Annotated in this window: 12 protein-coding genes; 6 read left to right on the forward strand and 6 right to left on the reverse strand. The window is 69.8% G+C overall.

The window, feature by feature from the left end; genetic code table 11:
- The 6 genes from ABAZ39_RS20955 (at position 1) to ABAZ39_RS20980 (ending at position 6,003) form a co-directional block, all read left to right on the forward strand.
- Positions 1–1,665, forward strand: a complete 1,665-nt coding sequence (locus tag ABAZ39_RS20955) for an ATP-binding cassette domain-containing protein (protein ID WP_040134666.1) — start codon at positions 1–3, stop codon at positions 1,663–1,665.
- A gap of 82 nt (positions 1,666–1,747) precedes the next feature.
- The gene (locus ABAZ39_RS20960; protein ID WP_051658314.1) at positions 1,748–2,914 is read left to right on the forward strand and encodes an SDR family oxidoreductase; all 1,167 of its coding nucleotides are present in this window, start codon (positions 1,748–1,750) and stop codon (positions 2,912–2,914) included.
- A 24-nt stretch (positions 2,915–2,938) separates the two neighbouring features.
- Positions 2,939–3,370 carry an SET domain-containing protein gene (locus tag ABAZ39_RS20965; protein ID WP_051658315.1) on the forward strand — a complete coding sequence of 144 codons (432 nt, stop codon included), beginning with the start codon at positions 2,939–2,941 and terminating at the stop codon, positions 3,368–3,370.
- On the forward strand, positions 3,367–4,194 hold the full coding sequence (locus tag ABAZ39_RS20970; RefSeq protein ID WP_040134667.1) for a hypothetical protein: 828 nt from the start codon (positions 3,367–3,369) through the stop codon (positions 4,192–4,194). The genes ABAZ39_RS20965 and ABAZ39_RS20970 overlap by 4 nt, the downstream gene beginning before the upstream one ends.
- A gap of 73 nt (positions 4,195–4,267) precedes the next feature.
- Positions 4,268–5,440 (forward strand): porin, encoded by a 1,173-nt coding sequence (locus ABAZ39_RS20975; protein ID WP_040134669.1) that lies wholly within the window; start codon positions 4,268–4,270, stop codon positions 5,438–5,440.
- Between the two features lie 140 nt (positions 5,441–5,580).
- Positions 5,581–6,003: a VOC family protein gene (locus ABAZ39_RS20980; protein WP_040134672.1), complete on the forward strand. Its 423-nt coding sequence runs from the start codon at positions 5,581–5,583 to the stop codon at positions 6,001–6,003.
- Between the two features lie 16 nt (positions 6,004–6,019).
- Here ABAZ39_RS20980 and mnhG read toward each other — a convergent pair whose 3' ends face one another.
- The 6 genes from mnhG to ABAZ39_RS21010 are packed head-to-tail and all read right to left on the reverse strand — an operon-like array spanning position 6,020 to position 12,137.
- On the reverse strand, positions 6,020–6,412 hold the full coding sequence (mnhG, locus tag ABAZ39_RS20985) for a monovalent cation/H(+) antiporter subunit G (protein WP_040134674.1): 393 nt from the start codon (positions 6,410–6,412) through the stop codon (positions 6,020–6,022).
- A complete protein-coding gene (locus ABAZ39_RS20990; protein ID WP_014197930.1) occupies positions 6,409–6,690 on the reverse strand; it encodes a K+/H+ antiporter subunit F in 282 nt (93 codons plus the stop codon). Before ABAZ39_RS20990 ends, mnhG begins: the two co-directional genes overlap by 4 nt.
- Positions 6,687–7,175 (reverse strand): Na+/H+ antiporter subunit E, encoded by a 489-nt coding sequence (locus ABAZ39_RS20995; RefSeq protein ID WP_040134676.1) that lies wholly within the window; start codon positions 7,173–7,175, stop codon positions 6,687–6,689. The genes ABAZ39_RS20990 and ABAZ39_RS20995 overlap by 4 nt, the downstream gene beginning before the upstream one ends.
- The gene (locus tag ABAZ39_RS21000; protein WP_081863188.1) at positions 7,172–8,791 is read right to left on the reverse strand and encodes a monovalent cation/H+ antiporter subunit D; all 1,620 of its coding nucleotides are present in this window, start codon (positions 8,789–8,791) and stop codon (positions 7,172–7,174) included. The genes ABAZ39_RS20995 and ABAZ39_RS21000 overlap by 4 nt, the downstream gene beginning before the upstream one ends.
- A gap of 23 nt (positions 8,792–8,814) precedes the next feature.
- Positions 8,815–9,159, reverse strand: a complete 345-nt coding sequence (locus ABAZ39_RS21005; RefSeq protein WP_014197933.1) for a Na+/H+ antiporter subunit C — start codon at positions 9,157–9,159, stop codon at positions 8,815–8,817.
- Positions 9,159–12,137 carry a monovalent cation/H+ antiporter subunit A gene (locus ABAZ39_RS21010; RefSeq protein ID WP_051658316.1) on the reverse strand — a complete coding sequence of 993 codons (2,979 nt, stop codon included), beginning with the start codon at positions 12,135–12,137 and terminating at the stop codon, positions 9,159–9,161. Before ABAZ39_RS21010 ends, ABAZ39_RS21005 begins: the two co-directional genes overlap by 1 nt.
- Positions 12,138–12,204: the final 67 nt, after the last annotated feature.

A 12,204-nucleotide genomic window follows, 5' to 3' on the forward strand; every position in this document is an offset into this window, starting at 1 on the left:
ATGGATCTCTGGCGCATCCTGAGACGCGACGCCCTGCGCAACATGCAGCCGCTGATGCTGCTGGCGGTGCTGGCGGCGGCCCTCAACCTCGCCCTGCTGACCTCGCTCAACAGCGCGCTGGTCATCATGGACGATCCGGAGGGGTTGCAGCGTCTGCTGTTCATCTTCCTGCTGTCCGCCTTCTCCTGGCGGTTCGCGCAGGGCTGGATGATGAGCGCGGCGTCCAAGCGGATGCAGGCGGCGCTGGCGATCCTGCGCGTCGACCTGCTGCGCCGCGCGGTGGCCGCCGACCTGCCCGACGCCATGGCGGTCGGGTCCACCCGCCTCGCCCAGGTCGCCGGGCCGGAGCTGCAGCTTCTCGCCCAGGCGGTGCCGACGCTGGTCATCAGCTTCCAGTCGGTCGCGGCGATCCTCCTCTGCCTGCTCTACCTCGCCACCCTGTCGAACGCCGCGGTGCTGATCGTGCTGGCCTTCCTGACGGTCGGCGGCGTCCTGATCACCCGCTCGGTCCTGCGGCTGGAGCGGCTGTCGGAGACGATCCACGAGGCCGAGGGCGCGCTGTCGGAGCGGTCGGACCACATCCTGCAGACCCTGCGCGAGTGCAAGCTGAACCGCCGCCGCGCCGCCAACGCGCTGTCCGACGCCACCGCCTGTGCCGAGGCGCTGCGGACCGAGCGCCACCGCTTCGGCGCCGAGTACAGCCACTACTTCACGCTGAGCGAGCTGACCTACTACGCGGCGCTGGCCGGGATCATCTTCCTGCTGCCGGCGGTGTCCAGCACCGACATCACGACCGTCGTGCTGGCCGGCCACGCCGCCGCCTTCATCGCCTACCCGGTCATCACCATCGTCGCCTCCTACCCCTCCTACATCAGCGCCGAGACCGCCGCCCGCTCCTATCTGGCGGTGGAGGCGGAGCTGAAGGCGCCGCCGCGTCCTGCGCAGCGCCGGGCCAAGGACGCGCCGCCGACCGGCTTCGCCGACTTCGCCACCATCGCGCTCGACGGAGCGTCCTACCGCCACCCCGGGCGCGACGGCACCGGCTCCTTCACCGTCGGTCCCATCGACCTGTCGGTGGAGCGCGGCGACGTCGTCTTCGTCACCGGCCACAACGGCGCCGGCAAAAGCACGCTGATCCACATGCTGCTCGGCCTCTACCCGGCGCAGCGCGGCAGCCTGACGGTGGACGGCGCGGTGGTGACGGCAGACACGCTGGGCTCCTACCGCGACCTGTTCTCCGTCGTCTTCTCCGACAACCACGTCACCCGCCAGCTCTACGGCGCGGTGTCGCTGGAGGACGGCTTCGCCGACGAGCTGCTCGACCTGCTGGAGATGTCCGACAAGGTGGCGGTCGAGGACCGCGCCTTCACGACGGTGGACCTGTCGCAGGGGCAGAAGAAGCGCCTCGCGCTGGCCGCCGCCCTGCTGGAGCGCAAGCCCGTGCTGGTGCTCGACGAATGGGCCGCCGACCAGTCCCCCTATTTCCGGCGGAAATTCTACCGCGAGATCATTCCCTGGATGAAGGCCCGCGGCATCACCGTGATCGCCGTGACCCACGACGACGCGTATTTCGACGCCGCCGACGTGCAGATCCAGGTGGAGCAGGGCGGTATCCGCCGGCTCGACACCCCTGCCCTTCCGGCCCCCGACCTGCTGCCCGCCTGATCCAGACCAGCGGATCGGGGCCAGCGGATCGGAGCCACCGACCGAACCCTCCCCTCCCCCAGACGCGAGACCGAGGCACACCATGATCCTTCTCACCGGCGGCACCGGCTTTCTCGGTGGTTCCTTCTACCTCGACGCCGTCAAGAACGGGACCGCGGCGGACTGCCTGCTGCTGATCCGCGGCGCCGACGAGGCCGCCTGCCGCGCCCGTCTCGCCACCAACCTGATGCGCTGCGTCGACCGCGCCACGGCCCAGGCCTACGCCGATCTCTGCCAGATCATTCCGGGCGACCTGCAGTCGCTGGCGACCAGCGCCGACCCGCGGCTGGACGCGGTGACCCACATCGTCCACGTCGCCGCCGACACCTCCTTCGACAGCCGGCATTCGGTCTGGCAGATCAACGTCGACGGCACGCTGGCGCTGGCCGCCCGCGCCCGTCGCATGAAGCACCTTCAGCGCTTCCTGCACATCGGAACCGCCTTCTGCTGCGGCGAGACGCCGTGGCTGGAGATGGTCGAGGAGGCCCCGGCCCCCGGCCACGACACGCCGCACATCGTCGAATACACCCGCAGCAAGGCGGCGGCGGAGCGCGCCCTGGCCGCCGGCTTCCCCGACCTGCCGATCGTCGTCTGCCGCCCGTCCATCGTCGTCGGCCACACCGCGATGGGCGTGCGCCCGAGCGCCAGCATCTTCTGGTTCTTCCGGCTGGTCGACCGCACCGGCGTCCTGCCCTGCTCGCCGGACGGCTTCATCGACATCGTTCCGGTGGACTGGGCCTCGGCACGGCTGCACGACCTGCTGCGCAAGCCCGAGCTGAAGCACAATCTCTACCACCTCTCCGCCGGCCTCGGCAGCCGGACGACCTGGAGCGACTTCCAGGCCGCCTTCGCCGCGCACGGCCATGAGGGCACCCGCCCCTACAGCTTCTTCGACCCGAAGGGTCCGGAAGGCTGGAAGCCCTTCGACCGGGCCTTCCGCCTGGCCTTCCCGCAGCGCGACATCCTGCACCGGACGATGATGGCGGGCGGGCGCAAGTACCACCGCTTCACCGCGCAGGACATCGCCTTCGACAACAGCCGCCTGCTCGCCGAGGGCTTCACCCCGCCGCCGCGCTTCGCCGACTACATCGGCGTCTGCCTGACCAACCCCGGCACGACCATCGCCGAGCAGTTCGTCGACGACGCCGCCAGCTTCGAGTTCGACGAATCGCTGGCCCCGGCCGGGTCGCCGGCCACCGCCGCCGCCTGAGCCCCATCGCCGGAGAAGGACGCCATGCCGCTCCTCATCGCCACCCGCCTCGCCTCCAGCCCGATTCACGGGCTGGGGCTCTTCGCCGAGGAGGCGGTCGCCGCCGGCACGCCGGTGTGGGCGTTCGACGCCCGCATCGACCGCCTGCTGGAGCCCGACGACGCCGTGCTGGCGGAGTTTCCGCAGGTCGCCCGGCTGATCGACTTCCACGGCTGCGTGATCGAGGGGGTCGGCGTCCTTCTGCCGGGGGACGACGCCCGGTTCCTCAACCACGCCGACGGTCCGTCCATCGGGCGGGCCGATCCCGGCGACTGGCGGCGCTTCGTCGCCCGCCGCGACATCGCCGCCGGGGAGGAGATCACCTGCAACTATGAGGACATCTGCGCCGACGTGCGCGAGGCCGGGGCGGCGCTCTATCTGACCGGGGCCGGGGCCGGGGCCGGAGCAGAGGGATGACCACGCCCGCGGCGCGTCCTCCCCTGCGGACCAGCTTCGTCGAGCCGGCGGCTCTGACGCCGGAGCGCCGGGCGGCGATGTTCGCCCTGCTCAGCGTCTGGTTCGAAGGCTACGGCGAGGACTATTTCAACGAGGAGCTGGAAGACCTCGACCATTGCGTGCTCCAGGAGGACGCCGGGACCGGGGAGCTGGTCGGCTTCGCCACCGTCTACCGGCAGGCGGTGGAAATCGACGGCACCGCCGTTGGCGCCTTCCACACCGCCCATTGCATCCTGGAGCGCCGCTTCTGGGGGTCGAACGAACTTGTGCGCTCGATGGTTGCCGAAATGGTCGCCCGCGCCCGCGCCGACCGTTCGGGACGGCTGTGGTACTGGAGCTACAGCGCGGTCGGCTACCGCTCCTACCGCTACATGCCGATGCTGTTCGTCCGCCACACGCCGCATCCGGACCAGCCTCCCAACGACCTCGACCGGGCGTTCCGCGACCACATCGGGCGGGAGTGCTTCGCCCATTACTACGACGCCGGCACCGGCACCGTGGACTGGCAGTGGCAGGGCTACGGCCTGACCGAGGAGGCCCGCGCCATCAGCGAGGCCAAGCTGGACAGCCCGGCCGTCGCCCAGTTCAGCCGCATCAACCCGCGCTGGGCCGACAGCGTGGAGATCCTCTGCCTCGCCCGGCTGCAGGACGACAACCTCACCGCCTTCGGCCGCCGCTGGTTCTGTACCAACCCTCTCCCCTCTGGGGAGAGGGTGGCCCGAAGGGCCGGTGAGGGGGTTGTGCTTGTGCCGAACGGTCCGACACGCGCAACCCCCTCACCCTAACCCTCTCCCCGGAGGGGAGAGGGGATTTTAAAACATCGCTCCCGCAAGCCTCGACCCTGGAATGACGACGCCCATGAACACCTTGTCCCTTCGCGCCGCCGCTCTCGCCGGCACCGCCTTCGCCGCCCTGACGTCGGCCCCGGCCCTGGCCGAGCCGAGCTTCGACCTGATCCTCGGCGGCGACGCCTATTTCCAGGGCGCCTACATCCGCCAGCAGCAGGACGAGGGCCTGCGCCCGCGCGAGTTCGCCAACCGCTACCGTCTGGTCGTCACCCCGACGGCCACCGCCGACAACGGCCTGACCTACGGCGCGCGGCTGCGCATCGTGGCGGGCAACGGCGATCCGACCGTCTCGACCCGCAACATCGAGAACGACCGCGCCTTCCTCTTCGCCAACGGCGCCTTCGGCACGATCCAGGCCGGCGTCATCAACGGCCTGTCGGACGAATACGGGATGATCGGCCCGAACGTCGAGGGCGTGGCCGGCAGCCCGGACAGCAACGGCATCCTGTTCCTCAACGGCTCCTCGACCTTCGGCGCCCTACCGCTGGCTGCCACCAGCCTGCGCACGCTGATCGCCTACGACACCGGCACCAAGCTGGTCTACATCACGCCGAGCTTCGGCGGCCTGTCGGCGGCGGTGTCCTACATGCCGCGCAGCGGCGACTCCAACACCTCGGTCAACCGCCGCACGACCGACGCGCTGGGCGACCTGCTGTCCTTCCGCGACGTGGTCGAGGCCGGCGGCGCCTTCCAGACCGCGGTCGGCGACTTCAGCATCGAGGGCAGCGCCTTCTACGCGACCGGCAAGGCGGTGCGCCAGACCGACGGCGTCGTCAGCCAGTCCTTCGAGGACCTGAACTCCGTCCATGTCGGTGCCAACGTCGGCTACGGGCCGGTGAAGGTCGGCGCCAGCTACGCCTACAGCGGCGACAGCGGCTATGCCGAGGGCCTCGCCCAGACGCGGGCGCAGCAGAATTGGATCTTCGGCGCGCAGTACACCGCCGGACCGCTGCTGTTTGCCGCCAACTACCTGCGGGCGCTGGGCAACGACAGCGCGACCATGTCCACGCCGAGCAAGGCGGACATCTGGCAGGGCGGCGTCACCTGGACCGTCGCCCCCGGCTTCACCGCCGGGCTGGAGTACGACTACGTGCAGTCCGCCCTGCAGGCGGCCCGTCCCGACGGCGGCGACCTGAAGGACCGCGCGCACATCGTGATGCTCGACACTCGTCTGGCGTTCTGATCACGCTGACCGCTGCGGCCTTTGGAAAGCTCCAGGGGCCGCAGCGTTTTCGCGCCATCGACCTTCGCTTAAATCGTTTGTTGGCACCACGGAGCGCGGTCTACCCTGGCCGTCCGAACCAACGTCAGAAGGGTGCGCCGGTGTTCGCGTTTCATCTCGCCTTTCCCATCCGGGACATCGAGGAAACCCGCCGTTTCTACGTCAATGTCCTGGGCTGCCGCGAAGGGCGCTCCACCGAGCGGTGGATCGATTTCGACTTCTTCGGCAACCAGATTTCCGCCCACCGCTCGTCCGAGCCGCGCTCGACCGAGACCAGCATGGTCGACGGCAAGGCGGTGCCGCTGCATCATTTCGGGGCGGTGCTGCCGCGCCCGGTCTGGGACGCGCTGAGGGAACGGCTGGAGGCCGCCGGCGCGACCTTCCTCTTGGAGCCGCAGATCCGCTACCCCGGCAAGCCGTCGGAGCAGGGGACCTTCTTCATCCTCGACCCCTCGGGCAACGGGCTGGAGTTCAAGAGCTTCACCGACGACTCCGGCATGTTCGCCCAGGTCGAAGCGACCTGACGTACTGAAGGAAAGTCTACACCGGCGGAGCGGCGTCCGGGGCCGGCGGCGCGGCGGTCTGGACCGGAGGCGCCGCCGGCACGTCGTCGCTGCCCTCGCTGCGGTCGCGGTAGAGGGCGGCGCGGGCGAGCAGCATCAGCGTGATCGGCGTGGTCACCACCATGAAGACGGCGATCAGGATCTCGTGCAGAACCAGCCGCGACTGCAGCACGGTGAAGCACAGCATCGAGGCCAGCAGCACGGAGCCGATGCCCATGGTGGTCCCCAGCGTCGGGGCGTGGACGCGCTCGTAGAAGCTGCGCAGCCGCACGAACCCGATGGACCCGATCAGCGCCAGCGAAGCGCCGAGCAGGAGGAGCAGCGCCACCGGGATCGCCGCCCAGACCGGCAGGTCGGCCAGATGCGTCATTCGATCACCTCTCCGCGCATGAGGAACTTCGCCAGCGCCGCCGTCGCGACGAAGCCGAGCAGCGCGATGATCAGCGCGGCTTCGAAATAGAGCGTGCTGCCGGTGCGGATGCCGAAGGTCAGCAGCAGCATTGTGGCGTTGACGTACAGCGTGTCGAGCCCGAGCACCCGGTCCTGCGCCCGCGGACCGCGCAGCACGCGGATGGTCGCGCAGGCCATGGCGGCAACCAGCAGGATCTGCGCCAGGAAGATCGACCAGAGCAGCAGCGTGGCGGTCATTCGAAGATCTCCATCAGGCGCTTCTCGTACCGTCCCTTGATGGTGTCGATCCAGGTGCTCTCATCGACCAGATCGAGGATGTGGAGAAGGATGGTGTTGTTCGCGGAATTGTACTCCACCCAGATCGTCCCCGGCGTCGCCGTGATGATGCAGGCCAGCGTCGCCAGACCGTAGGGCGCGCGCATGTCGAGCGGGATGTGGAGGAAGCCGGACACCCGCTCCGTCTTCCGCGGGTTGAGGATGATCTTGACGACCGCGAGGTTGGAGCGGGCGATGTCGGCCATCACCAGCGCGGCCAGCGCGAAGACGGCGCGCGGCCGCTTCAGCCGTCCGCCCGGCGGGTCGAGCGCCGCAAATCCCCAGACCGCGACGGTCGCCAGGATGCCCCCCATCAGGATGGAGCCCAGCGCCACGCTCTCGGTCAGCAGCAGCCACATCGCCACAAGCGCGGCGGTCAGCAGCGGGTACGGCCACCAGCGCTTCATGGCGCGACCCCCTTGCCGGTCCCCGGCGCGGCGGTGGTCATCACCCCCTGGACATAGCGTTCCGGCCCGTGAAGCGAGCGGGCGGTGTCCTCCATGTAGCGCATCACCGGACCGGCCTGGACGGTCAGCGCCACGCAGAGCGCCAGGAGCATCATCACCGGACCGAGTTCCACGAGCCGCACGCGCGGCAGATCACCGGCGGGCGACGCCCAGAAGACGTCGATGCCGGTGCGGCTCATCGCGACCACCGTCGCCAGACCGGACAGGATCAGCGCCGCCATCAGCGCCCAGGTGGTGAAGGGCAGCCCCTCCGCCCCCTGCGCCAGCATCGGCGCCAGGATGGCGAACTTGGCGAGGAAGCCGGACAGCGGCGGCAATCCTGCGAGCAGCAGCGCGCAGGCCATGAAGGCGATGCCGAGGATCGCCATGATCGCTGGGATCGACACGCCGATGGCGTCGTCGTCGTCCGACTCCTCGTCCTCGCCCTCGCCGAAGGCCTCGCGCGTCACGGCCAGCACGTCGGCGCCGACCATGCGGCCGCGCTCGACCAGCTCGATCAACAGGAACAGGCCGGCGATCGCCAGGACGGAGCTGGTCATGTAGAACAGCGCGCCCCCGGTCACCGCCACCTGCCCGGCGCCGACAGCGGCCAGCAGCGTGCCGGACGACACCAGCACGCTGCCCCCGGCCAGCCGCGCCAGATTCTGCGTCGCCAGCACCGCGATGGAGCCGAAGGCAATGGTCAGGACCCCGCCGATCAGCAGCCAGTGCCCGCCGAACCCCGCCGAGGTGCCGGCGCTGTCGCCGAAGACCAGCAGCCAGATCCGGATGATGGCGTAGATGCCGACCTTGCTGAGGATCGAGATGATCGCCGCGGACGGCGCACCGACCGTTGTGTAGGTGTTCGGCAGCCAGAAGCCTAGCGGCCACATGCCCGCCTTGATCAGGAAGGCGACGCCGAGGATCGCCGCCCCGGCCTCCAGCAGCCCACGGTCCTCCGGCGCGACCCCGGCGATGCGCACGGCCAGCTCGGCCATGTTCAGCGTGCCGGACACGCCATAGATCATGCTCACCCCGATCAGGAAGAGCAGGGACGCCGCCAGATTGATGGCGATGTAATGCAGCCCGGCGCGGACGCGGGCGAGGCCGGAGCCGTGCAGCGCCAGCCCGTAGGAGGCGGCCAGCATGATCTCGAAGAAGACGAAGAGGTTGAACAGGTCGCCGGTCAGGAAGGCGCCGTTCAGCCCCATCAGCTGGAACTGGAACAGCGAATGGAAATGCGCCCCCGCCTTCTGCCAGCGCGCCAGCGCGAAGACCAGGGCGGACAGCCCCAGGATGCCGGTCAGCACCAGCATCATCGCCGACAGCCGGTCGAGCACCAGGACGATGCCGAACAGCGACGGCCAGTCGCCCAGCCGGTAGACGCGCACGGTGGCGTCCGCCCCGGTGGCGGTGTGGTCCGTCAGATAGAGCAGCAGCACCGCCAGCGCCAGCAGCGCCGACGCCGACGCCACGCCGAGCGTGGCCTTCAGCGCCCGCCGCCGCTCGTCGATCAGCATCAGCAGCGCGCCGACCAGCAGCGGGATGATGATCGGCGCGATCACCAGATGATTCATCCAAGCGCTCATTGGCCACCCGTTCACCGGGACTTCTCCTTACCGTCCACATGGTCGGTTCCCGTCAGGCCTCGCGCGGCGAGGAGCAGGACGAGGAACAGCGCCGTCGTCGCGAAGCTGATGACGATGGCCGTGAGGACCAGGGCCTGCGGCACCGGGTCGGCGTGGGTGGCGAGGCTGCCGGCCATGCCGCGCTCCAGCACCGGGGCCGCCCCCGTGCGCAGGCCGCCGGTCGAGAAGATGAAAAGGTTGACGGCGTAGGAGAGCAGCGACAGGCCGATGATGACCTGGAAGGTGCGGGGACGCAGCAGCAGCCAGACGCCGGAGCCCGTCAGCACCCCGATCCCAAGGGCGAGGATAAGTTCCATCAGTCGTCTCCGGTTGCGGCGGTCGGGGCGCCGGTCGGGGCAGTGGTCGCGATCGGAGCGGACGCAGGCGGCGCGCTCGCCGCCGGTGCGCGCGGCGCCGCGGCGCGATGGCCGCGGACCGACTGGCGGGCCAGCGCGATCAGGGTCAGCATGGTGGCGCCGATGACCAGCGCGAACACGCCGATGTCGAACAGCAGCGCGCTGGCCGTCGGAATCTCGCCGATGAGCGGCAGGTCCGCGTAGGCGAAATAGGTGGTCAGGAAGGGCCGCCCGAACAGCAGGGCACCCAGGCCCGTGCCGGCGGCCAGCAGAAGCCCGAGGCCCATCCAGCGCAGCGGCAGAACGCGCAGCCGAGCCTCCACCCACTGCGTGCCGCCCAGCATGTATTGCAGGATCATCGCGATCGAGCCCATCAGCCCCGCGGCGAAGCCGCCGCCGGGCAGGTCGTGGCCGCGCAGCAGCAGGAACAGCGCGACCATGCCGACCACCGGGAACAGCAGACGCGCGATCACCGACGGAACCAGCAGCCAGTCGGCCACCGTGTCGCCCTCCCGCCGCTCGGGCCGGGCGATGTCATAGGCGCTCTGGTCGCGCTGCTGTTCCGGCACGTCCACGCTGTCGGGGGCCGGGCGGAAGCGGCGCAGCAGCGCGTAGGCGGTCAGCGCCACCACGCCCAGCACGGCGATCTCGCCCAGCGTGTCGAATCCGCGGAAGTCGACCAGGATCACGTTGACGACGTTGGTGCCGCCGCCCTCGGTGTAGGCGCGCTCCAGGAAATGCTGCGCCAGGATTTCCGGCGGGAAGCGGGTCATCACGCCGAAGGCCAGCCCGGCCATGCCGAGCCCGGCGGTGATGGCGATGGCGAGGTCGCGCAGGCGGCGGCCCGTCCGCATCACTTCCGACGTGCCCGTGCCGGGAAGCCGCTTGGGCAGCCAGCGCAGGCCAAGCAGCAGCAGGATGGTGGTGACGATCTCGACCAGCAGCTGGGTCAGCGCGAGGTCGGGGGCGGAGAACCAGACGAAGGTGACGCAGGTGACCAGACCGGTGCCGCCGAGCAGGATCAGCGCGGCGAGGCGGTGGAACTTGGCCTGCCACGCGGCCCCGAGCGCGCAGGCCGCGCCGATCGCCCAGATCAGGGCAAGCACGGGGTCGATGCCCTGCGGCACCAGATTGCCCGGACCGAGCCCGCGCCGGTAGACCGCCCAGCCCGCGGCCAGGATGGCGACGCAGACGACCAGACGGAGCTGGGGCTGCAGGCGCCGGGTGCCCAGCAGGCCTTCCAGCGTCCGGGCGAGGCGCCAGGACAGGAAGACCATGCTCCGCTCGAACATGCGGCGGCCTTCCAACCGGCTGATGAAGGGCGGGCCCTCGATGTTGTTCCGGAACAGCGGCTGCAGCAGGAAGTAGAGCGTCACGCCGGCCGCCAGGGCGAGCAGGCTCATCACCAGCGGCGTGTTGAAGCCGTGCCAGACCGCCAGGCTGTATTCCGGCGTCGCGGCGCCGAGCGCGGCGTGGGCCGCCATGTTCAGATATGGCCCCACGGTGGCCGCGGGCAGCAGCCCGATGATGATGCAGGCCAGCGCCAGGATCTCGACCGGCAGCCGCATCCAGGCCGGCGGCTCGTGCGGCAGGTGCGGCAGGTCGACCGGGTCGGGGCCGAAGAAGGCGCCGTGGATGAAGCGCAGCGAATAGGCCACGGCGAAGGCGCTCGCCACCATCGCGGCGAAGGGCAGGATGTGGAGCAGCAGCGGCAGCGACGCCTGGGCCGTCAGCGTCTCGGCGAAGAACATCTCCTTCGAGATGAAGCCGTTCATCAGCGGCACGCCCGCCATGGCGGCGGCGGCCACCATCGCCAGCCGCGTCGTGAAGGGCATGAAGCGGTTCAGGCCGGACAGGCGCCGGAGGTCGCGGGTCCCCGTCTCATGGTCGATGATGCCGGCGGCCATGAACAGCGACGCCTTGAAGGCGGCGTGGTTGAGGATGTGGAAGATCGCCGCGACCATGGCGAGTTCGCTGTTCAGCCCGAGCAGCAGCGTGATCAGCCCGAGATGGCTGATGGTCGAATAGGCCAGAAGTCCTTTCAGGTCGTTCTGGAAGATCGCCACATAGGCGCCGATCAGCAGGGTGGCCAGACCGGCGCTGCCGACGATCCAGAACCACGCCTCCGTCCCCGCCAGCACCGGCCACAGCCGGGCCATCAGGAAGACGCCGGCCTTCACCAGCGTCGCCGAATGCAGATAGGCCGAGACGGGGGTGGGCGCCGCCATGGCGTGGGGCAGCCAGAAATGGAACGGGAACTGCGCGCTCTTGGTCAGGGCGCCCATCAGGATGAGGACCAGCGTCGGCAGGTAGAGCGCGTGCTCGCGGATCTTGTCGCCCGAGGCCAGAACGACGTCGAGGTTATAGCTGCCGACGATGTGGCCGAGCAGCAGCACCCCCGCGAACAGGCACAATCCGCCCGTCGCGGTGATGGTCAGCGCCATGCGCGCGCCGTCGCGCGCCGCCGCCGTGTGGTGCCAGTAGCCGATCAGCAGGAAGGAGAAGAGGCTGGTCAGTTCCCAGAAGAAGGCGATCTGGATCAGGTTGCCGGAGAGCACCACCCCCGTCATCGACCCCATGAAGGCCAGCAAAAACGCGAAGAAGCGCGGGACCGGATCGTCCGCCGACATGTAATAGCGCGCGTACAGCACGACGAGCGCGCCGACCCCGAACACCAGCCCGGCGAACAGCCACGCGAAGCCGTCCATCCGCAGCGTGAGGTCGAGGCCGAGCGACGGCATCCAGGCCATCGAATGGCGGATCACCCCGCCCGCCGCCACCGTCGGGTAGGCGGCCCACACCAGACCCAGCCCGATGATCGCGATCGCACCGGCCAGCCACGCCGCGGTGTTGCGCGCGTGCGTCGGCAGCATTCCGGCGACGATCGCGCCGACGAACGGAAGGCCGGTGGCGGCCAGGAGCAACAGGGCGTCGGACATGGTCTGTGACAATGGGGTCTCGGGCAATCGGAGGGGCCAAAATGCTGAGAACTGTCGGCTTTACGAA

The sequence above is a fragment of the Azospirillum argentinense genome (assembly GCF_000632475.1).
In the GTDB taxonomy this organism is placed as follows: Bacteria; Pseudomonadota; Alphaproteobacteria; order Azospirillales; family Azospirillaceae; genus Azospirillum; species Azospirillum baldaniorum.